General features: G+C 41.1%; 23 protein-coding genes and 1 riboswitch. Of the genes, 20 read left to right on the top strand and 3 right to left on the bottom strand.

Annotated elements, in window-relative coordinates:
* Positions 1–43: 43 nt before the first annotated feature.
* Both H538_RS0106330 and mciZ read right to left on the bottom strand, forming a co-directional pair.
* Positions 44–958 (bottom strand): aldo/keto reductase, encoded by a 915-nt coding sequence (locus H538_RS0106330; protein WP_026676881.1) that lies wholly within the window; start codon positions 956–958, stop codon positions 44–46.
* 71 nt (positions 959–1029) lie between these two features.
* Positions 1030–1155: a Z-ring formation inhibitor MciZ gene (mciZ, locus tag H538_RS0106335; protein WP_026676882.1), complete on the bottom strand. Its 126-nt coding sequence runs from the start codon at positions 1153–1155 to the stop codon at positions 1030–1032.
* A gap of 95 nt (positions 1156–1250) precedes the next feature.
* Between mciZ and H538_RS0106340 the strand changes: the two genes are divergently transcribed.
* The 19 genes from H538_RS0106340 to H538_RS0106430 all read left to right on the top strand — a co-directional run bounded on the left by H538_RS0106340 (position 1251) and on the right by H538_RS0106430 (position 17506).
* A complete protein-coding gene (locus tag H538_RS0106340; protein WP_026676883.1) occupies positions 1251–1805 on the top strand; it encodes an NUDIX domain-containing protein in 555 nt (184 codons plus the stop codon).
* Positions 1798–2973 carry an endonuclease Q family protein gene (locus tag H538_RS0106345; RefSeq protein ID WP_026676884.1) on the top strand — a complete coding sequence of 392 codons (1176 nt, stop codon included), beginning with the start codon at positions 1798–1800 and terminating at the stop codon, positions 2971–2973. Before H538_RS0106340 ends, H538_RS0106345 begins: the two co-directional genes overlap by 8 nt.
* Before the next feature lie 91 nt (positions 2974–3064).
* Positions 3065–3706: a stage II sporulation protein M gene (gene spoIIM, locus H538_RS0106350; RefSeq protein ID WP_026676885.1), complete on the top strand. Its 642-nt coding sequence runs from the start codon at positions 3065–3067 to the stop codon at positions 3704–3706.
* A 115-nt stretch (positions 3707–3821) separates the two neighbouring features.
* Entirely contained in the window at positions 3822–4271 is a 450-nt protein-coding gene (gene fur / locus H538_RS0106355) for a ferric iron uptake transcriptional regulator (protein WP_026676886.1), read from the top strand.
* Positions 4272–4441: 170 nt separating this feature from the next.
* Positions 4442–4672, top strand: a complete 231-nt coding sequence (locus H538_RS0106360; protein ID WP_026676887.1) for a YqzK family protein — start codon at positions 4442–4444, stop codon at positions 4670–4672.
* A gap of 13 nt (positions 4673–4685) precedes the next feature.
* Positions 4686–5576: a site-specific tyrosine recombinase XerD gene (xerD, locus tag H538_RS0106365; RefSeq protein ID WP_026676888.1), complete on the top strand. Its 891-nt coding sequence runs from the start codon at positions 4686–4688 to the stop codon at positions 5574–5576.
* 207 nt (positions 5577–5783) lie between these two features.
* Entirely contained in the window at positions 5784–6968 is a 1185-nt protein-coding gene (deoB, locus tag H538_RS0106370) for a phosphopentomutase (protein ID WP_026676889.1), read from the top strand.
* A gap of 13 nt (positions 6969–6981) precedes the next feature.
* Complete coding sequence (locus H538_RS0106375; protein WP_026676890.1) at positions 6982–7800, top strand: purine-nucleoside phosphorylase; 819 nt, start codon at positions 6982–6984, stop codon at positions 7798–7800.
* Between the two features lie 24 nt (positions 7801–7824).
* Positions 7825–9129 carry a pyrimidine-nucleoside phosphorylase gene (locus H538_RS0106380; RefSeq protein ID WP_026676891.1) on the top strand — a complete coding sequence of 435 codons (1305 nt, stop codon included), beginning with the start codon at positions 7825–7827 and terminating at the stop codon, positions 9127–9129.
* Positions 9130–9272: 143 nt separating this feature from the next.
* Positions 9273–10454, top strand: coding sequence for a D-alanyl-D-alanine carboxypeptidase family protein (locus H538_RS0106385; protein ID WP_026676892.1), 1182 nt, complete (start codon positions 9273–9275; stop codon positions 10452–10454).
* Between the two features lie 97 nt (positions 10455–10551).
* Positions 10552–10902 carry an anti-sigma F factor antagonist gene (gene spoIIAA, locus H538_RS0106390; protein ID WP_026676893.1) on the top strand — a complete coding sequence of 117 codons (351 nt, stop codon included), beginning with the start codon at positions 10552–10554 and terminating at the stop codon, positions 10900–10902.
* Position 10903: 1 nt separating this feature from the next.
* Positions 10904–11344, top strand: coding sequence for an anti-sigma F factor (gene spoIIAB / locus H538_RS0106395; protein WP_026676894.1), 441 nt, complete (start codon positions 10904–10906; stop codon positions 11342–11344).
* 12 nt (positions 11345–11356) lie between these two features.
* Positions 11357–12115: an RNA polymerase sporulation sigma factor SigF gene (gene sigF / locus H538_RS0106400; protein ID WP_026676895.1), complete on the top strand. Its 759-nt coding sequence runs from the start codon at positions 11357–11359 to the stop codon at positions 12113–12115.
* Positions 12116–12220: 105 nt separating this feature from the next.
* The gene (locus H538_RS0106405) at positions 12221–12844 is read left to right on the top strand and encodes a stage V sporulation protein AA (protein ID WP_026676896.1); all 624 of its coding nucleotides are present in this window, start codon (positions 12221–12223) and stop codon (positions 12842–12844) included.
* Complete coding sequence (locus H538_RS0106410) at positions 12834–13256, top strand: stage V sporulation protein AB (protein ID WP_026676897.1); 423 nt, start codon at positions 12834–12836, stop codon at positions 13254–13256. Before H538_RS0106405 ends, H538_RS0106410 begins: the two co-directional genes overlap by 11 nt.
* A 13-nt stretch (positions 13257–13269) precedes the next feature.
* Entirely contained in the window at positions 13270–13872 is a 603-nt protein-coding gene (gene spoVAEA, locus H538_RS23260; RefSeq protein WP_035350223.1) for a stage V sporulation protein SpoVABEA, read from the top strand.
* On the top strand, positions 13829–15301 hold the full coding sequence (locus H538_RS0106420) for a spore germination protein (protein WP_026676898.1): 1473 nt from the start codon (positions 13829–13831) through the stop codon (positions 15299–15301). The genes spoVAEA and H538_RS0106420 overlap by 44 nt, the downstream gene beginning before the upstream one ends.
* A gap of 66 nt (positions 15302–15367) precedes the next feature.
* Positions 15368–15546: riboswitch (Lysine riboswitch) on the top strand.
* Positions 15547–15651: 105 nt separating this feature from the next.
* Positions 15652–16974, top strand: a complete 1323-nt coding sequence (lysA, locus tag H538_RS0106425; RefSeq protein ID WP_026676899.1) for a diaminopimelate decarboxylase — start codon at positions 15652–15654, stop codon at positions 16972–16974.
* Positions 16975–17068: 94 nt separating this feature from the next.
* Complete coding sequence (locus H538_RS0106430) at positions 17069–17506, top strand: peptidylprolyl isomerase (RefSeq protein WP_026676900.1); 438 nt, start codon at positions 17069–17071, stop codon at positions 17504–17506.
* A 41-nt stretch (positions 17507–17547) separates the two neighbouring features.
* Here the strand turns inward: H538_RS0106430 and H538_RS0106435 are convergent, their stop codons facing one another.
* Positions 17548–18069 carry a DUF309 domain-containing protein gene (locus H538_RS0106435; protein WP_026676901.1) on the bottom strand — a complete coding sequence of 174 codons (522 nt, stop codon included), beginning with the start codon at positions 18067–18069 and terminating at the stop codon, positions 17548–17550.
* A gap of 134 nt (positions 18070–18203) precedes the next feature.
* Here H538_RS0106435 and H538_RS0106440 point away from each other — a divergent pair, with 134 nt between their 5' ends.
* Positions 18204–18929 (top strand): 2-phosphosulfolactate phosphatase, encoded by a 726-nt coding sequence (locus tag H538_RS0106440; RefSeq protein WP_245595195.1) that lies wholly within the window; start codon positions 18204–18206, stop codon positions 18927–18929.
* Positions 18930–18933: the final 4 nt, after the last annotated feature.

The following is an 18933-nucleotide window of genomic DNA, read 5'->3' on the forward strand; positions in this document are numbered from 1 at the left end:
TGGAAAACCCGAAGCGAAACGTTCACTTCGGGTTTTCAGCGTATTAACTTCGATGCGCGTTATACACATCAGCTTTCGTTCGTTCTTGAATCCATAAAACGTCTTCTTTTGTCAATGGAGAAACGTGTGAAGCGTCGATATTGGCTGTTAATTGCCGAATCGAGCTTGCACCGGGAATGACGGCCGCGACCGCAGGATGAGCAAGGGCATACTTGAGAGCAATTTGGTTAACTGGAATACTATTAAAACGTTCCTGCAATTGTTTGACGATGTCTTTAATTTCCTTGCCAGAATAATTTAAATAAGAATCTTCATCGTCCCTTGTTAACGCCCGTTCAGAAAGCCATCCTTTTGCGACAGGGCCACGGGCGATGACGCTTATGTTTTTATCATGCAAATAATCAAGCATTTCTTCTTCCGGACGCCTGTCGAGAATACTGTATTGCATCATGACGCTTACGATTCTGGAATGTTCGGCATAATAACGGATGACATTTGGGCGAATCGAAGAAATGCCATAATAGCGAATCACTCCCTCATCCATCAGTTCATCGAAAGCAGCTATCGTCTCGTCCATCCGATCTTCAATCGTTCCCCCATGGAGCTGATACAAGTCAATGTAGTCGGTTTGAAGGCGGTGAAGGCTGTCTTTCACCGCCTGTTTAATATGCGTTTTCGAAGGATCCCAATCCCATCCCTCTTTTCCCTCTGTCCAGCGGTTGCCTACTTTTGTCGCTAAGATGATATACTTGCGAAAGTCTTTTACAGCCGACCCTACCATCTCTTCATTCCAGCCAAACTGATAGAGGTCCGCTGTATCAAAAAAATTGACGCCGGCCTCATACGCCTTTTGGATCATCTCTTGATTGAATGATTCTTTTCCTTTTACGAGAGACATACAGCCAAATCCAATTTCACTAACGACGAGGTCGGAATGGCCCAGTCGATTTTTTCTCATCTCGATCACCTCTTATAAGAAAAGGTACCAGATTTTAAGGAAAAATAAAAACCTTCCCGCTCGGAAGGCTTTTATTTACCAGATGTTATCCATTCCTGGACAGTCTGATATTGTTTCATATATTGTTTTAACATCCATTTAATTTGCCACGCTTTACCGACCATCGTTACACAATTTGGTTGAAGATAGATTTTCATCTCCTGGCTCCTTTTCGATGTTGATTAGGAATAGTATTTGTTCTATGGTAGACTTTATGTACAGGATGAGTAGAATAGAACTGGAGTGAATATAGATGGACCATTTAACAGAAAAAACATTATCTACAGAAGAAATCTTTAAAGGTAGAATCATTGATGTCCAGGTAGATGAAGTACTGCTTCCGGATGGAAAGAAAGGTAAGCGCGAAATTGTTAAACACCCGGGAGCGGTAGCAGTCATTGCGTTAACTCCTCATGATAAATTGTTGCTTGTGCGCCAATTCCGAAAACCGCTTGAAAAAACGATCATTGAAATTCCAGCAGGGAAGCTTGAAAAAGGGGAAGACCCAGAAGAATCCGCAAAGCGCGAGTTGCTGGAGGAGACTGGATATGAGTGCCAGACGCTTGCCCACGTTACTTCCTTTTATACAGCTCCCGGATTTTCGGATGAATTGATTCATATTTACTATACAGACACGTTGAAGGAAGCCGTTGAGCAACAAACGGATGATGATGAATTTGTGGAAGTAATCGAAGTTTCGCTTGATAAAGCATTAAAGTATGTTGCGGATGGACAAATTTGTGACGCGAAAACAGTATTTGCCGTTCAATATGTACAACTCAAAAAAGAGATGAGAAAAAATGCTTAATCGCTATTATGCAGATCTTCACATTCATATTGGCCGCACGGATTCGGGTAAACCGGTTAAAATAACAGGGGCACGGTCATTAACGTTAAAAAATATTTTAGAAACGGCCGCAAATGTTAAAGGAATGAACATGATCGGAGTCATCGATTGTCATGTTCCAGAAATAATTGCAGAACTTGAACGGCTGATCGCTGAAGGTGAAGTCTTTGAACATGAAGAAGGCGGGGTCTGGTTTAAACATATTTGTTTAATTTTAGGATCAGAAATTGAAGTATATGACGAAAGTTGCCGCGGGCCTATTCATGTCCTTGCTTTTATGCCTAAACTCGAGAAAATGAAACAATTTAGCCACTATTTAGCGGAACGAATGAAAAATATTACATTAAGCTCGCAGCGAATCTATGAAACAGGGGAAAATCTGCAGCGGAAAGTAAAAGAGCTGGGCGGATTATTTATTCCGGCTCATGTCTTTACGCCTCATAAAAGCTTGTATGGCAAAGGAGTCTGTTCAACCCTCACTGAAGTGCTCGATCCCTTCCTTATTGATGGAATTGAGCTTGGATTAAGTTCCGACACCCACATGGCCGAGACGATTCAAGAATTAGAAAAGTATACGTTTCTATCAAATTCAGATGCGCATTCTCTAGAAAAAATCGGTAGAGAATATCAAATCGTCCAGATGGCAAAACCGACATTCAAAGAACTTGAACTTGCGCTTTTAGAAAAAGACGGCCGTAAAGTGATCGCAAACTTTGGATTAAATCCTAAATTAGGCAAGTATTATCAAACGACCTGTGAAAAATGTGGGGCTGGGTTTAACGATATTTCCACGCTTGAATGTCCCTTTTGCGGAAGCAGGCGATTTGTCAAAGGGGTGCGCGACAGGTTGTTCGAGCTTAGCGAAAGTGGAAAGCAAAAGCGGCGCGCCCGCCCGCCATACGTACATCAGGTGCCGCTTGAATTTCTCCCCTCACTTGGTAAGAAGACGCTTGAAAAACTTCGCGACCATTTTGGAACGGATATGGCGATTCTTCATGAAGTTTCAGAGACACAGTTGAAACAAGTCGTAAAGCCAGAACTAGCTACAATGATTTTAAATGCTAGAGCCGGTAAACTCCTCATTCAAACTGGAGGCGGTGGAGTTTATGGCAAAATAAAAAATTCTTAAGGAAGCGGATTCTTCTGCTTCCTTTTAAAACCTATCATATCTCCCGGCTTTTCTCATAGAATGAATTAAGAGAAAAAGGGAGGCTATCAGAATGCATGTCAATAAAATAAAAAGATCGATTCGACTGCACGTTCAAGAAAATTATTCATTGTACGCGTTTGTGACGGTTCTTTTTTTAATGGGCATTATTTTCGGAGCCGTAATTGTCAATAGTTTAACCGACGCGCAGCGGCATGATTTATTTACGTATGTATCCCGTTTTTTTGGCCAGGTATCGGACGGAAATTTTGCGCGGGCAGCAGATATGTTCCATCAGAGCTATAGCTATTACTTAAAATATGTTGCCATTATGTGGCTTCTTGGTCTTTCTGTTATCGGACTGCCCATCATTTTAATTCTTCTATTTGTGAAAGGGATCGTCGTAGGATTTACGGTTGGCTTTCTTGTCAATCAAATGGGCTGGCACGGATTTTTATTATCGTTTGTCTCTGTTCTTCCGCAAAATTTAGTTCTCGTTCCTTGCTTTATTATTGTAACAGCCGCTTCCATTTCGTTTTCTATTAAAATGATTAGAAAACAGTTTATGAAACGAACGAACGAACCTTTTTTCCCATCCTTCCTTAAGTATTCTTGTTTAATTATCGGAATGGGGATCTTTCTAATCATTGTGTCGGCATTTGAGGCGTACGTTTCACCGGGGTTAATGAAAAGTGTCATTAGTCTAACCAGATAATAATTATTATTAAAAAAGAATGGATACTACATGTAATTTAAAATTACTTTAAATTGACAGTTTTTCTTTCCATCCCTTATAATGAAAGTGGTTTATATTAAGGGAGGATAAAGGTATGGAAAGCAGACTAGACCGGATTAAAAAGCAGTTGCATTCCCAAAGTTATAAATTGACTCCACAACGAGAGGCGACGGTCCGAGTCCTCCTTGAGCATGAGGAAGATCATTTAAGTGCTGAAGATGTTTATCTTCTCGTAAAAGAAAAGTCACCGGAAATTGGTTTGGCTACCGTTTATCGAACATTGGAACTGTTGACTGAGTTAAAGGTAGTAGATAAAATTAATTTCGGGGATGGTGTGTCCCGTTATGATTTGCGTACGGAAGGTGCGGAACATTTTCATCATCACCTCGTTTGTTTAGAATGTGGAGCAGTAGATGAAATTCAAGAAGATTTACTTGGCGATGTAGAGAAAATTGTGGAAGAACGTTGGAACTTTAAAATAAAAGATCACCGTCTTACGTTTCACGGAATATGTCATCGTTGTCACGAAAAGGCGGAATCTTAAAGCTGAAACCTTTAGTGATGAAGGTTTCTTTTTGTTTTACAAAACCGGAAGAATCCGTTAACGTTAAAGAGAGTGGGAAAATTTTAGTATAATGATACTTTTTATTGGCATAACCTGTACTAATAAATAAGTTTAGGTGTCTAAGCGAAAAGTACGGGAGGAAGCCAGGCATGAAATCATGGTTAAAGCTATGCTGGAACACGGTAAAGGTTTTCATTGCGTTTTCAATTTGTACAGCGATGTTCTATTATGGACTCAGATGGCTTAATCAAGAATATGAGGACTATCATAGATACGACGAGCCAGAAGGAAAAGCGGTTAAAGTTTTTCAACTTAATCTCTCTGAAGAAGGCGGAAATAGAATGGAGCGATTGCTCTATTTTTACAAGTCGGGTGAATAAGGAGCGAAAACAAATGCGGGATCATGTCTCTGATTTTATACACTATTTGATAGTGGAACGCGGCCTTTCAACAAACACAGTTGAATCTTATAAGCGAGACTTAACCCACTATATTGAGTTCCTGCAAAAAGTAGATCAAATCTCTAGAATCAATGATGTACAAAGAGGGAACATAATGGGTTTTTTAATTCATTTGAAAGATAATGGAAAGGCTTCCACGACGATTGCCAGACATATTGCTTCTATTCGGGCCTTTCATCAATTTTTATTAAGGGAAAAAGCGGCGGAATCCGACCCGTCCGTACATATTGAAACGCCGAAAACCGAACGGAGGCTGCCGAAAGTACTCTCCACCAAAGAAGTAGAGGCTTTGCTTGATACACCGGAACGAAATGATGCATTTGGGATTCGGGACAAAGCAATGCTGGAGCTTTTATATGCTACAGGCATACGTGTATCAGAGCTAGTCAATCTTAACTTAACCGATGTTCATTTATCGATGGGCTTTGTTCGCTGTCTTGGAAAAGGAAATAAAGAACGGATTATACCGCTCGGTCGCATGGCCAATGAAGCAGTCGAATTGTATTTGAATAAAGGGCGCCCCGTATTGGCGAGAGGGAAACAACCGGAAGCGCTCTTTCTGAACCATCATGGCAATCGTCTATCAAGACAAGGTTTTTGGAAAATTTTAAAGCAGCTTGCGCAAAAAGCGAACATTAATAAAGAGCTAACCCCCCATACGTTACGGCATTCATTCGCTACTCATCTGCTGGAAAATGGCGCTGATTTACGGGCTGTACAAGAAATGTTAGGTCATGCGGATATTTCAACGACTCAAATATATACACATGTTTCAAAAACGCGTTTAAGGGAAATATACGCATCGTTTCATCCACGGGCATAAACATCAAATTTTATTTGTACTCTTTTTTGAAATATGAGAAAATAAAAGAGGTATAACTTTAATGAATCAGTCATGCTTTTGCAATTGCAAAAGCTGTTGTTCACCTATAAGATGTCTGACTTCTGACCTCATATGTAAATAGTTTTCTTTGTTGGACATTAGGAGATAGTAGTTTATATTGTGATTTTTATCGTAGGAGGAAAATGTATGGGTTATAAACGGTTTAAACGAGTTTTCGTTATTGTCATGGATTCAGTCGGCATAGGGGAAGCGCCTGATGCGGCAAAATTTAATGATTTGGGTGCAAATACACTTGGACATATCGCAGAAAAAATGAATGGTTTACATATGCCAAATATGGAGAAGCTCGGTTTGGGCTGTATTGAACCAATAAAAGGAATAGAAAAAGTAAAACATCCCCTCGCGCACTATGCTAAGTTACAAGAAGCTTCGAACGGGAAAGATACAATGACAGGGCATTGGGAGATTATGGGTCTTCGAATTGATACACCTTTCCAAACATTCCCTGAAGGGTTCCCTGAAGAGCTGATTAAAGAATTAGAAGAAAAAACAGGCAGAAAAGTAATTGGCAATAAACCCGCTTCCGGAACGGAAATTATTAAGGAACTGGGCGAAGAACATATGAAAACCGGTGCTTTAATCGTCTATACATCAGCAGACTCTGTTTTGCAAATTGCTGCTCACGAAGAAATTGTGCCGCTTGATGAGCTTTATAATATTTGTGAAATCGCAAGAGAAATGACAAAAAATGAGAAATATATGGTAGGACGAATTATCGCACGCCCATTTGTCGGCAAGCCGGGACAATTTGAGCGGACGGCGAATCGCCACGATTATGCGCTTAAACCGTTTGGGCGGACGGTTATGAACGAATTAAAGGACAGTGGATATGATTCAATTGCACTTGGGAAAATTTCCGATATATTCGATGGCGAAGGGGTAACTGAAACCATTCGGACAAAGTCGAATATGGATGGAATGGACCAACTCGTCAAGTCAATGGATAAAGCGTTTACAGGCTTGAATTTTTTAAACCTTGTCGATTTTGATGCCGTCTACGGTCATCGCCGCGATCCTCTAGGGTATGGCAAGGCGCTAGAAGAGTTTGACAGCCGTCTACCGGAAGTCCTTAATAAACTTCATGAGGATGATCTTTTAATTATTACCGCCGATCACGGTAACGACCCGGTTCATCATGGAACAGACCATACGAGAGAGTACGTGCCGCTTATCGTCTATTACAAAGAGATAAATGAAGGAAAAAAACTGCAAGTAAGCTCGACTTATGCCGATATCGGCGCAACAATCGCTGATAACTTCGGGATTAAAATGCCAGATAACGGAGTAAGTTTTTTAAATCAATTAAACTAGGGGGTAAACGATTATGTCACAACTTGAAAAAATAGAAAAATCGGCTCGTTTTATTGAAGAGAAATTAAAGGAAAAACCTTCTATCGGATTAATACTCGGTTCCGGGTTAGGCATTTTAGCAGATGAAATCAAAGATCCCATCAAAATTCCTTACCGAGAAATTCCGGAATTTCCGGTATCAACTGTTGAAGGTCATGCCGGCCAACTCGTCATTGGAAAACTTGAAGGCAAGCAAGTAATTGCCATGCAAGGACGCTTTCACTATTATGAAGGATACTCCATGGAAAAAGTAACCTTTCCTGTACGTGTAATGAAAGAAATCGGAGTGTCAAGCATTATTGTTACAAATGCTGCAGGTGGTGTTAATACTTCGTTCGAACCGGGAGATTTAATGTTGATCACTGATCATATTAACAATCTTGGCACAAATCCGCTTATTGGACCGAACGACAATCGACTTGGTGTTCGTTTCCCGGATATGTCTGAAGCCTACTCGAAAGAATTGCGTGAAATTGCGAGGCGGGCTGCAAAGGAGTTATCCATTTCATTAAAAGAAGGAGTCTATGTAGCGAACACAGGACCATGTTATGAGACACCTGCAGAAATTCGTATGTTAAGGGCGCTCGGGGCGGATAGCGTAGGGATGTCAACAGTTCCCGAAGTAATCGTCGCCCGCCATGCAGGAATGAAAGTACTCGGCATCTCCTGCATTTCCAACATGGCAGCAGGCATTTTGGATCAGCCACTGACCCATGATGAAGTAATGGAAACAACAGAAAAAGTAAAATCGAACTTTTTATCGCTTGTTAAACAGATTGTAAAAAGCATGTGATAACGACAAAGGGGTGCTTTTCAGATGAGAATGGTTGATTTGATTGAAAAAAAGCGCAATGGCAGGGAGCTGTCAAAAGACGAAATTAAATTTATGATCGAAAAGTATACGAACGGAGTGATCCCAGACTATCAAATGTCTGCCTTTGCCATGGCCGTTTATTTTCAGGACATGACAACGAACGAACGCGCGCATTTAACGATGGCGATGGTCGAATCGGGCGACCAAATCGATCTTTCTGCGATTGACGGAATAAAGGTTGATAAACATTCAACAGGTGGCGTCGGCGATACGACAACACTCGTTCTCGCGCCACTTGTTGCCGCCGTTGGTGTGCCGGTAGCTAAAATGTCCGGGCGTGGATTGGGGCACACGGGAGGAACGATCGATAAGCTGGAATCCGTTCCGGGATTTCATGTCGAGATTGATAACGAGGAATTCATTCGTTTAGTCAATGCCAATAAAGTGGCGGTCATTGGCCAGAGCGGAAATTTAACACCTGCGGATAAAAAATTGTATGGCCTTCGTGATGTTACCGCTACTGTTGATTCAATCCCTTTAATAGCAAGTTCGATCATGAGTAAGAAGATTGCAGCAGGTGCTGATGCGATCGTTCTTGATGTGAAAACAGGCGCCGGCGCCTTTATGAAAACGGTGGAAGAAGCCGAAGAACTGGCAAAGGCAATGGTCGAAATCGGAAATCAAGTAGGTCGGCAAACAATGGCTGTCATTTCGGATATGAGCCAGCCGCTCGGATATGCGGTCGGCAATGCCTTAGAAGTAAAAGAAGCAATCGATACGTTAAAAGGAAATGGACCGAAAGATTTGGAAGAGTTATGCCTGGCACTCGGCAGCCATATGGTTTACCTTGCTAAAAAAGCGCCGACGCATGAAGAAGCGAGAAAACAGCTAAAAGAAGCAATTGAAAATGGCAAGGCACTTGAAACATTAAAACTATTTTTAAAGGCTCAGGGAGGGGATGCATCGGTTGTCGATGATCCTTCTAAACTTCCGCAGGCTCGTTTCAAGTTTGAACTTGAAGCAAAAGAAAGCGGTTATGTCTCTGGTATTATTGCCAACGAAATCGGTACAGCGGCGATGTTGCTTGGCGCTGGACGGGCGACGAAAGAATCCGAAATAGACTTAGCTGTCGGCCTGGTGCTTCGAAAGAAAGTCGGCGATAAAGTACAACAGGGAGAGTCACTCGTTACGATTTACAGCAATAAAGAAGATGTTCAAGAAGTAGTTGGTAAACTTTACGAAGCGTATTCAATCTCATCTCAACCTGTAGAAGCTCCGCCTTTGATTTACAAAGAAATAAAAGAATAAAGACAAACACCAGGGTGAATTCACCCTGGTGTTTGTCTTTTTATTTGTATAAATAAATTATTTTTGGAAAAAATATGTTATACATGTGCAAAAAGCAAGTGGAGGCAGGTTTACAAGATTATTATCACGGAGGGAATGAGGTTATGAAACGGTACATATCAGGCATGCTAGTTTCTGTTTTATGCTTTTCGCTATTTTCAATAAAAACGGATGCAGCTGAGAAAAAAGATGATACGAGATTTGCAAAAAGCTCCATTTCCGCGGTCCTCATCGAAAGGGATACCGGACAGGTGCTTTTTGAAAAAAATGATCATAAAAAGCTGCCGCCTGCAAGCATGACGAAAATCATGACAATGACGCTAATCATGGAGGCGCTTGATCAAGGAAAAATCAAGTGGGACGACAAAGTTGCGGTAAGTGAGCATGCCGCCTCAATGGGGGGCTCACAAATCTTTCTTGAACCCGGTGAAAAAATGACGGTGAGAGATTTATTGAAAGGGATCGCGATCGGCAGCGCGAACGATGCATCTGTCGCCATGGCCGAGCATATTGCAGGATCGGAATCCGCCTTTGTCGATATGATGAACCGGAAAGCAAAAGAACTTGGTTTAAAAGAAACGTTCTTTAAAAATCCAACCGGCTTACCGGCAGCAGGCCATTATTCGAGTGCTTATGATATGGCGCTTATGGGCAAAGAGCTTTTGAAACATGAGGAAATTACGCAATTTACTAGCCAATATGAGGATTATTTGCGTGAGAACAGTGATAAAAAGTTCTGGCTTGTCAACACGAACCGTCTCGTGAAATTTTACCCTGGGGTTGACGGCTTAAAAACGGGCTTTACAAATGAAGCAAAATATTGTTTAACAGCGACCGCAAAGAAAAATGGAATGCGAGTGATTGCCGTCGTGATGGGGGCGCCGACTCCGAAAGAAAGAAATAAAGAGATTACCGAAATGTTTGATTACGCATTCGGTCATTATGCAACAAAAAAACTATTTGACCGCCATCAAATTGTGAAAGAAATTAAAATTTCAAAAGGAAATAAACATAAACTTCCTGTAGTGACGTCTGAAACTATCTCTTTACTATTGAAAAAAGGTGAAGAGACGAGCAAAGTGAGAAAAGAAATAAAAACGGATAAAAACTTGTCATTGCCAATTAAAAAAGGGGATGAAGTCGGGACGCTTAAAATCTATAAAAACGGCAAAATAGTGACGAAAAGCCCCCTTCTGGCCTCGGATAATATTCAAAGCGCTTCCTGGTGGAAACTGTTTAAACGTACATTAGGTGATTTTGTCAAAGTAAAAGGTGACGGTACTTGACAGAAAGAAGCGAATTCACACTAGTTTTGTCACTGTGAAGGAATTTGGAGGCTCATTATAGAAGATTCACATATCCAAGCATAAGGAGGAGAGGAATGTGAGTCTTCACATCGACATGGAAATTAAAGATAACGTATTATGTATCCGGCTTGAAGGTGAACTGGACCATCATACAGCCGATTTACTTCGAAACAAGGTCAATGAAACATTAGAAGAAAGCGCCATCAGGCATATTGTCCTCAACTTAGAAGGATTGGATTTTATGGATAGTTCAGGGCTTGGTGTCATCCTCGGCCGATACAAACAGATTAAAAGCCAAAATGGCGAAATGGTCGTTTGTGCAATATCTCCTTCGGTCAAGCGGCTTTTCGAAATGTCGGGTCTCTTTAAAATTGTCCGGCTTGAAGAAAATGAAAAATATGCCCTCGAAACATTGGGGGTGGCTTAATATGAAAAACGAAATGAAACTCGAATTTTCAAGTTTAAGCCAGAATGAATCGTTTGCACGCGTGACAGTGGCAGCATTTATCGCCCAATTAGATCCAACTGTTGATGAACTCACTGAAATTAAAACTGTGGTATCGGAGGCAGTAACTAACGCCATAATTCACGGATACGAAAATAACCCAAATGGCGTAGTGTACATTACAGTCGAACTTGATGAAGACCGTGTCAAGTTAACGATTCGTGATGAAGGCGTCGGAATCAAAAATTTGGATGAAGCAAGACAGCCTTTATACACGTCCAAGCCGGAATTAGAACGGTCAGGCATGGGCTTTACCATAATGGAAAACTTTATGGACGAGGTCGAAGTTATTTCAGAACCGTCGTTTGGCACCACGATTCACTTAACCAAATACCTTGCAAAAAATAAAGCGTTATGCAATTAAGGGGTATGCCTTATGGATGTTGAGGTTAAAGGCAACAAAAACGAACCTTATTTAAAAGACGAAGAAATTAAACAGCTTATAAAGAAAAGCCAGGAAGGCGACCAATCGGCAAGAGAAATGATTGTCGAAAAAAACATGCGACTCGTATGGTCTGTCGTTCAACGTTTTTTAAATCGTGGCTATGAACCGGATGACCTATTCCAAATTGGCAGCATCGGATTGTTAAAATCGGTCGATAAATTTGATTTATCGTATGATGTTCGCTTCTCGACTTATGCGGTACCGATGATCATTGGAGAAATTCAACGATTTATCCGGGATGATGGAACGGTGAAAGTGTCAAGATCCCTTAAAGAGATGGGGAATAAAGTACGTAAAGTGAAGGACGAACTTTCAAAGACGCTTGGACGCACCCCGACTGTTAACGAGATTGCGGAAAAATTAGAAATTACGGCAGAAGATGTTGTTCTGGCGCAGGAGGCGGTTAGAGCCCCAACCTCCATTCATGAAACCGTCTATGAAAACGATGGCGACCCGATTACATTGCTTGATCAAATTGCGGACCATTCGGAAAATAAATGGTTTGATAAAATTGCGCTACAGGAAGCGATTGAAGCGCTGGATGAGCGGGAAAAGCTCATTGTTTATTTGCGCTATTATAAAGATCAAACACAATCAGAGGTGGCACAGCGGCTTGGCATATCACAAGTTCAAGTGTCGCGTCTTGAAAAAAAGATATTGCTCTATATGAAAAACCAGATGGAAACATAGTTTCCATCTGGTTTTTCTATATTCAATCAAACGTAAGCTGAATAATTCAAATCGAGAAAAGCATACTAAACATATAGCTTGAGGGCGAAAGTAGGTAGTATAGATATGGAAAATTTAACGGTTTATATCCGAATGAGACAGCGCGTCCAGGTTGTTCCAAACCAGAAGGTCACACTTAGCGAAATCGCTCAAATTGTCGCTCCCGGCGAAATACATAAAAAAGTAAAGGCGTTAATCATTCACCACGTAAAACCGGAAGACAAGCATCTCATTGTCATCGATGTCATCAAAGTAATTCAACATATTCATAATGTCTATGAGTCGATCGATGTGCAAACGGTTGGACCGGCGCAAACGATATTAGAAATCCAATATGAAAAAAAGAAGCTTGCCCCCGTCTATTTCCTTCTTGTCTGGCTGCTTCTGTTTTTCGGTTCATCACTTGCAATTATGAATTTTCATGAAGATGTCAGTATGGGGATTGTCCATAAAAAAATTTATTACATGATAACAGGGGAACAAAATAACCGCCCCCTTTTATTGCAAATCCCTTATTCGTTTGGACTTGGCATTGGGATGATTCTCTTTTTCAACCATTTATTTAAAAAACGATTTAATGAAGAACCAAGCCCGCTCGAAGTAGAAATGTTTAATTATCAACAAGATTTGGATCAATATGTCATCGTACATGAAAACAAGGAGACGGAAAAGAAATTGCATGATACTTAATATCCTTATTACCATATTTATCGGCTTTGCCGGAGGGATTGCGGTGGGATCGGGATTTGTCGCCTTTTTAACTGTTCTAGGAATTGTCCCCCGGCTTATGCAATTGAGTAAAACGTATTCACGTATTCGCAGTTATGAAGCGAGTGTTACGTTAGGCGCTATTATTGGCGGCTGGATGAATTTGCGTCATTTGACGTTTTCCATGTCCCCGCTCTTGCTTATTCCAATCGGCTTGTTTTTTGGCGTTTTTATTGGAATGCTGGCCGCTGCTTTGACGGAAGTGCTCAATGTTTTGCCTATTTTGGCTAAAAGGATTGGATTTGAAGAGAAACTGATTATTATTTTAATGGCCATCGTATTCGGAAAAGTATTTGGATCACTTTTTCATTGGGTCTATTATGTAAACCATTAAATAGGGAGGCGCCATGAAGAAGAAGCGCGTTATTTTCATAACCGATGGCGATCTTTATGCGTTAAAGGCCGCGGAACTCGTTGCAAAGAAGATAGGAGGACGATGCATATCAGCATCAATGGGCAATCCGACCAGAATTACGGGGGGAGAATTGATCCGTTTTATTCAAGAGACTCCGTATGACCCTGTGCTTGTCTTATTTGATGATTGTGGACAAAAAGGGGAGGGGCCAGGCGAGCGAGCGATGCGTGACATTTGCCGCCACCCACAAATAGAAGTTCTCGGTGCGGTCGCCGTGGCTTCGAAAACCCATTATGCCGAATGGACAAAGGTAGATTTCAGTATCGATCGTTATGGTAATTTAACCGAATACGGAATTGATAAAAGCGGTTTGCCCGATTTAGAAATGGGAAGAATTAACGGAGACACCGTATATATTCTCGATGAATTAGATTTGCCTATTGTCATCGGTGTTGGCGATATAGGTAAAATGGCCGGGTATGATTCAGTAGAAAAAGGAGCACCGATCACGACCCAGGCAATCCAAATGATATTAGAAAGGAGTGGCGTAAGTGGCACAAAAGAAAGCAAAAATACCAATCAGCAAGAAAATTGAAGAAAATGAAGAACTGTTGAAAAAACGGCTCGGAATAGGGGAAACCTTTGATGTCGGCGTTCGCAAATTGCTTTTGCTGAAAACAAAAGTGCAGCTCTATTATTGCAACGGGCTTTGCGATACGACTTATATCATTCAAATTATGAGGGAATTTATGCTAATGAACAACCAGCATAAAAGTCCCCATAGTGTAAAAGAGGTCATACATAATCATATTACTCATGAACAAGTAGAACTGACGGATAATATGGATGAAGCGGTTGATCGATTGCTCTCCGGATTAATCCTTATTTTTGTAGATGGCGAGGATGAAGTATTTATTGTTGATGTCCGTAGTTACCCTGGTAGGAATCCTGAAGAACCGGATACAGAAAAAGTTGTCAGGGGGTCAAGGGACGGGTACACCGAAAATATTATCATCAATACAGCATTAACGAGAAGAAGGCTAAGAGATGAAAGGCTTCGAAATGAAATTGTACAGGTTGGGGAACGGTCAAAAACGGATATTTGTATTTCCTATTTAAAAGATGTTGCAGATCCCGGATTAATAAAATTGATTAAAAAAGAAATAAGCACAATTAGCATCGACGGTATTCCAATGGCGGACAAGACGATTGAAGAATATCTTGTCAAGCAAGGATTCAATCCATTTCCAATGGCCCGTTATACTGAACGTCCCGACGTTGCCGTTCAGCACCTTTTAGAAGGGCACGTGCTTGTGATGGTTGATACGTCCCCAAGCGTTTTAATCACCCCGACGACATATTTTCACCATGTTCAGCACGCGGAGGAGTTCCGTCAAACTCCGCTGACCGGGGCATTTGAAAGATGGTTTCGTTTTATCGGCATCCTTGCTGCCATCATGCTTGTTCCACTCTGGTATTTATATGTGCAGGATCCGCATTTGCTTCCAAAAGGCCTGGAATTTATCGGTCCAAACAAACACGGCCATTTGCCGATCTTTCTTCAGTTATTATTAGCTGAAGTCGGAATTCATTTATTGCGGCTTGCGGCCATCCATACTCCAAATGCCCTTGCTACTTCCATGGGATTAGTTGCGGCAGTGCTCATTGGACAAATCGCCATCAGTGTCGGAGTTTTCGTTCCTGAAGTCATTTTATACAGTTCTGTTTCAGCCATCGGAACGTTTGTCACTCCAAGTGTGGAATTAGGATTGGCGAATGATCTTTTTCGGATATTGCTGCTTTTACTTGTCGCGATTTTCCACGTTCCGGGCTATGTTATTGGCTTGACGCTGTTTATTATTTTTATTGCGAATATGAAAAATTTAAATACACCGTATTTATGGCCGTTTATGCCATTTAACGCGAAGGCGCTGCTTACAATTATTATGCGGGTGGCCGTACCGATGACAAAAATGAGGCCAAGTATTTTACATCCGCAAAATCCGAAAAGAACATCAAATTAAGCCTTGCACAATTAGGGGAATGTATGTTAAAGTTTTTCATAATAATTAAATATGCCTCATTCTTCGCAATGGGGTAGAGGCGCAAAGCGAATGAGTACGATTATGAAGTGAATGGACACGATGAAGTAATCGGAAAGGTCAATTTGCCGAAGTGTAAAATGGGTCCATGCCATTTTATGCTGGGTCGTTGTCAAATAGGCAACGGACTGTCACTACAAATTACGTAGTGGAGAGCTATTCCGACAATGAGGGTACGGGTTCAAGACAGTTAATGTACCTTTTTTGGCATTAGCTGTCTTTTCATTTTTCGTCGGATTGAATCTCTATATTTTCGGAGAGGAGATTGGTCAATGTTTTTACATGGAACAAGTTTGATTAATGAAAAAGGGCATTTAACGATTGGGTCAGTAGATACAATTGAATTGGCAAAAAAATACGGTACGCCTTTATATATATATGATGTTGCGCTAATAAGACAGAGGGCAAGAGCGTTTAAAGAAGCTTTCCAGGTTCATGGCGTTACAGCGCAAGTGGCGTATGCAAGCAAAGCGTTTTCTTGCATTGCGATGGTTCAACTAATGGAAGAAGAAGGGCTTAGCCTTGACGTTGTATCCGGTGGAGAACTTTATACAGCGATCCATGCGGGATTCCCGACGGAAAAAATCCATTTTCATGGCAACAATAAAAGTTATGCAGAATTGGAGTTTGCGTTAAAAGAGAATATCGGCTGTTTTGTTGTCGATAATTTTCACGAACTATCGATGCTCCATGAGCTTTGTGAAAGATATGATAAGAAGACGCAAATTTTGCTCAGAGTGACCCCGGGCATTGAAGCACATACCCATGAATATATTTTAACTGGACAGGAAGATTCGAAATTTGGCTTTGATTTGCAAAATGGACAGGCAGAAGAAGCGATGCTATATGCTCTAAAACACTCAAAACGCCTTCATCTGGCAGGAATTCATTGCCATATTGGCTCGCAAATCTTTGAAACGACAGGATTTGTTTTAGCGATTGAAAAATTATTTGACTATTTGGCCCGCTGGCATAGTCAGCACTCTTACTTTCCGGAAGTGCTTAATTTAGGTGGCGGATTCGGCATACGATATACGTCTGAAGACCAACCGCTTGAGCCGCGTGTGTATATCGATGCGATGGTTCAAGAAGTGAAAAAGCATACAAAAAAATTAGGGGCAGAATGTCCGGAAATATGGATCGAACCAGGAAGATCGCTTGTCGGGGACGCCGGAACGACAATTTATTCCATCGGTTCGCAAAAGGACATTCCGGAAGTCCGCCATTACGTCTCAGTCGATGGAGGAATGAGCGACAATATTCGTCCGGCGTTATATCAGGCTCGTTATGAAGCTATGGTTGCAAATAAAGCGTTTGCCCCATACACGAAGACCGTCTCAATCGCTGGAAAGTGCTGTGAATCAGGTGATATGCTCATTTGGGATTTGAAATTGCCTGAAGTGGAAGCAAATGATATTTTAGCTGTTTTTTGCACGGGCGCATACGGTTATTCGATGGCCAACAATTACAATCGACTGCCAAGACCGGCTGTTGTTTTTGTAGAAAACGGAGAAGAACAGATCGTCGTCAAACGAGAAACATATGAAAACATTATCCAGCAAGATGTTCCTTTAAGAAAAGGTGCGCTTGTTTAAAGTTAAAAAAGAGACAATAGATGTTGTCTCTTTTTTGCCTTTGGCTATTTTATGGTATGATAGAGAAGATCTATTACAAAGGAGAGATGTAATTATGGCTAAAAAAGGATACATACTAATGCTTGATGGAGATAAAATCGAATTCGAATTATTTCCTAACGAAGCACCGGGGACGGTCGCCAATTTTGAGAAATTAGCAAATGAAGGATTCTACAATGGTCTTACTTTCCACCGCGTGATTCCGGGCTTTGTAAGTCAAGGTGGTTGCCCTCACGGAACAGGAACTGGCGGACCGGGTTATACAATTAAATGCGAAACAGAAGGAAATCCGCACAAACATGTTCCAGGCGCTCTTTCTATGGCTCATGCAGGAAAAGATACCGGGGGAAGCCAATTTTTCATCGTTCATGAAGCTCAACCTCATTTAAACGGCGTTCATACCGTTTTTGGCCAGGTGACTTCAGGAATGGACACGGTGCTAAACATGAGAAACGGCGATACAATGGAGAAAGTCGTCGTATTTGATGAGTAAAAGTGAGAAGAGGATACCCTGAAATCAGGATATCCTCTTTTTTAGGGTATTCTCCTGTCTGCTTTTTGTTTTTTCTGCTTTAGCCTTTCTTCAATCACATCTGTACGGTCTCTTAGCTTATGTTTATGGATAATGTATTTATTATTGAAATCACTTTCAGAGCCCCATCGAAGTCCGGTTTGTTGAAGTATTCTTTCACATTCTTTTCGTAAACCAAGATCTAAAAGGGGTAAATTCATGTCGGAATATACCTCGTCGTTTTCAATTTCGATGTCCCTTTTCGTTAGCAATTCCATTAAGGCCTCGTAATGTAAGCCATAACGGGAGAGCTCTTCCTTTTGATTGGAAAGAATACGAATAGCGCTCTTTATCATGCGAAGAGCACCGGTTTTGTTTCCGCGGCGCTGATGATAAAGAGAGACCGCAATTTGAATAAGGCCGACCCAAACGCTATTTTGTGCACCTTCGTTTTTCCAATGTTCTTCAAGTACTTCATGGCATTCAAAATAGTCTCTGTTCCCATGAAAATAGGTAAGGTAATCAATGAGTGCTTTTGGATACACGTTCATTCCCCTTTCTTTCCCAGTTTATCAAAAACGGAGCACACTTGCTAAAGATTTTCTTTTTTACATTAGAGGAAAGCCATTTTTTTCAGTTGAAACGGTATACATAATAACAGACTAAATTGAGCAAAGGAGTGGGATATTTGATCATTCGGACCATCCCAACGCACGAAGATATAGAGTCCGGACGGCTAGCCGGTCAAACGGTCATTGTCATTGATGTACTCAGAGCGTCAACGACAATTGCTGCTGCGTTCGATGCTGGTTTTTCTACTGTTATCACGGTTGAAACTGAGCAAGAGGCCTTATCGTTAAAAAGTGAAAATACCATTTTAGCCGGAGAGAGGCATTGTGAAAAAAGAAAAGGCTTTGATTACAACAATTCGCCTACAGAGATATGTAAAAAGAGGCATGACGGAGAAAGTTTAATTCTTATGACGACGAATGGAACAAAAACGATAAAAAAAGCTGAATTGGCTGATCATGTGTTGATCGGATCCTTTCTTAATGCATCCAGTTGCGCTAAAAAAGCGCTTGCTTTTTCATGTGATATTACGATTTGCTGTGCGGGGACACGAGGTGAATTTGCTTTAGAAGATGGCCTTGCCGCGGGATACATGATTTACTTGCTAAAGAAAAGGACGGATCCCGTTCACGTTTGCGATTTTTCCGAAATGCTGGAAGCCTCTTATCTTCAGTTAGCCAATCAGCTGCCTGAACGTTTATTAACAACAACAACCGGAAGACGATTAGTTTCAAAAAATTATATAGACGATATCCAATTCGCAGGAAGATTAAATCGATTAAATATTGTCCCCTTTGTCAAAGAAAATAGAATACTTCCTTCTGTATCTTCATAAATGT

The sequence above is a fragment of the Fictibacillus gelatini DSM 15865 genome (genome assembly GCF_000430745.1).
In the GTDB taxonomy this organism is placed as follows: domain Bacteria; phylum Bacillota; class Bacilli; order Bacillales; family Fictibacillaceae; genus Fictibacillus_A; species Fictibacillus_A gelatini.

What these genes read in the sequence shown, in the direction of transcription:
- H538_RS0106340 (WP_026676883.1), top strand. Translation starts at nt 1,251, where the DNA reads ATGGACCATTTAACAGAAAAAACATTATCTACAGAAGAAATCTTTAAA.
- fur (WP_026676886.1), top strand. Translation starts at nt 3,822, where the DNA reads ATGGAAAGCAGACTAGACCGGATTAAAAAGCAGTTGCATTCCCAAAGT.
- xerD (WP_026676888.1), top strand. Translation starts at nt 4,686, where the DNA reads ATGCGGGATCATGTCTCTGATTTTATACACTATTTGATAGTGGAACGC.
- lysA (WP_026676899.1), top strand. Translation starts at nt 15,652, where the DNA reads ATGTTTTTACATGGAACAAGTTTGATTAATGAAAAAGGGCATTTAACG.
- H538_RS0106375 (WP_026676890.1), top strand. Translation starts at nt 6,982, where the DNA reads ATGTCACAACTTGAAAAAATAGAAAAATCGGCTCGTTTTATTGAAGAG.
- H538_RS0106405 (WP_026676896.1), top strand. Translation starts at nt 12,221, where the DNA reads ATGGAAAATTTAACGGTTTATATCCGAATGAGACAGCGCGTCCAGGTT.
- sigF (WP_026676895.1), top strand. Translation starts at nt 11,357, where the DNA reads ATGGATGTTGAGGTTAAAGGCAACAAAAACGAACCTTATTTAAAAGAC.
- spoIIAB (WP_026676894.1), top strand. Translation starts at nt 10,904, where the DNA reads ATGAAAAACGAAATGAAACTCGAATTTTCAAGTTTAAGCCAGAATGAA.
- H538_RS0106430 (WP_026676900.1), top strand. Translation starts at nt 17,069, where the DNA reads ATGGCTAAAAAAGGATACATACTAATGCTTGATGGAGATAAAATCGAA.
- H538_RS0106330 (WP_026676881.1), bottom strand. Translation starts at nt 958, where the DNA reads ATGAGAAAAAATCGACTGGGCCATTCCGACCTCGTCGTTAGTGAAATT.
- spoIIM (WP_026676885.1), top strand. Translation starts at nt 3,065, where the DNA reads ATGCATGTCAATAAAATAAAAAGATCGATTCGACTGCACGTTCAAGAA.
- H538_RS0106385 (WP_026676892.1), top strand. Translation starts at nt 9,273, where the DNA reads ATGAAACGGTACATATCAGGCATGCTAGTTTCTGTTTTATGCTTTTCG.
- spoVAEA (WP_035350223.1), top strand. Translation starts at nt 13,270, where the DNA reads ATGAAGAAGAAGCGCGTTATTTTCATAACCGATGGCGATCTTTATGCG.
- deoB (WP_026676889.1), top strand. Translation starts at nt 5,784, where the DNA reads ATGGGTTATAAACGGTTTAAACGAGTTTTCGTTATTGTCATGGATTCA.
- H538_RS0106380 (WP_026676891.1), top strand. Translation starts at nt 7,825, where the DNA reads ATGAGAATGGTTGATTTGATTGAAAAAAAGCGCAATGGCAGGGAGCTG.
- H538_RS0106345 (WP_026676884.1), top strand. Translation starts at nt 1,798, where the DNA reads ATGCTTAATCGCTATTATGCAGATCTTCACATTCATATTGGCCGCACG.
- mciZ (WP_026676882.1), bottom strand. Translation starts at nt 1,155, where the DNA reads ATGAAAATCTATCTTCAACCAAATTGTGTAACGATGGTCGGTAAAGCG.
- H538_RS0106410 (WP_026676897.1), top strand. Translation starts at nt 12,834, where the DNA reads ATGATACTTAATATCCTTATTACCATATTTATCGGCTTTGCCGGAGGG.
- H538_RS0106360 (WP_026676887.1), top strand. Translation starts at nt 4,442, where the DNA reads ATGAAATCATGGTTAAAGCTATGCTGGAACACGGTAAAGGTTTTCATT.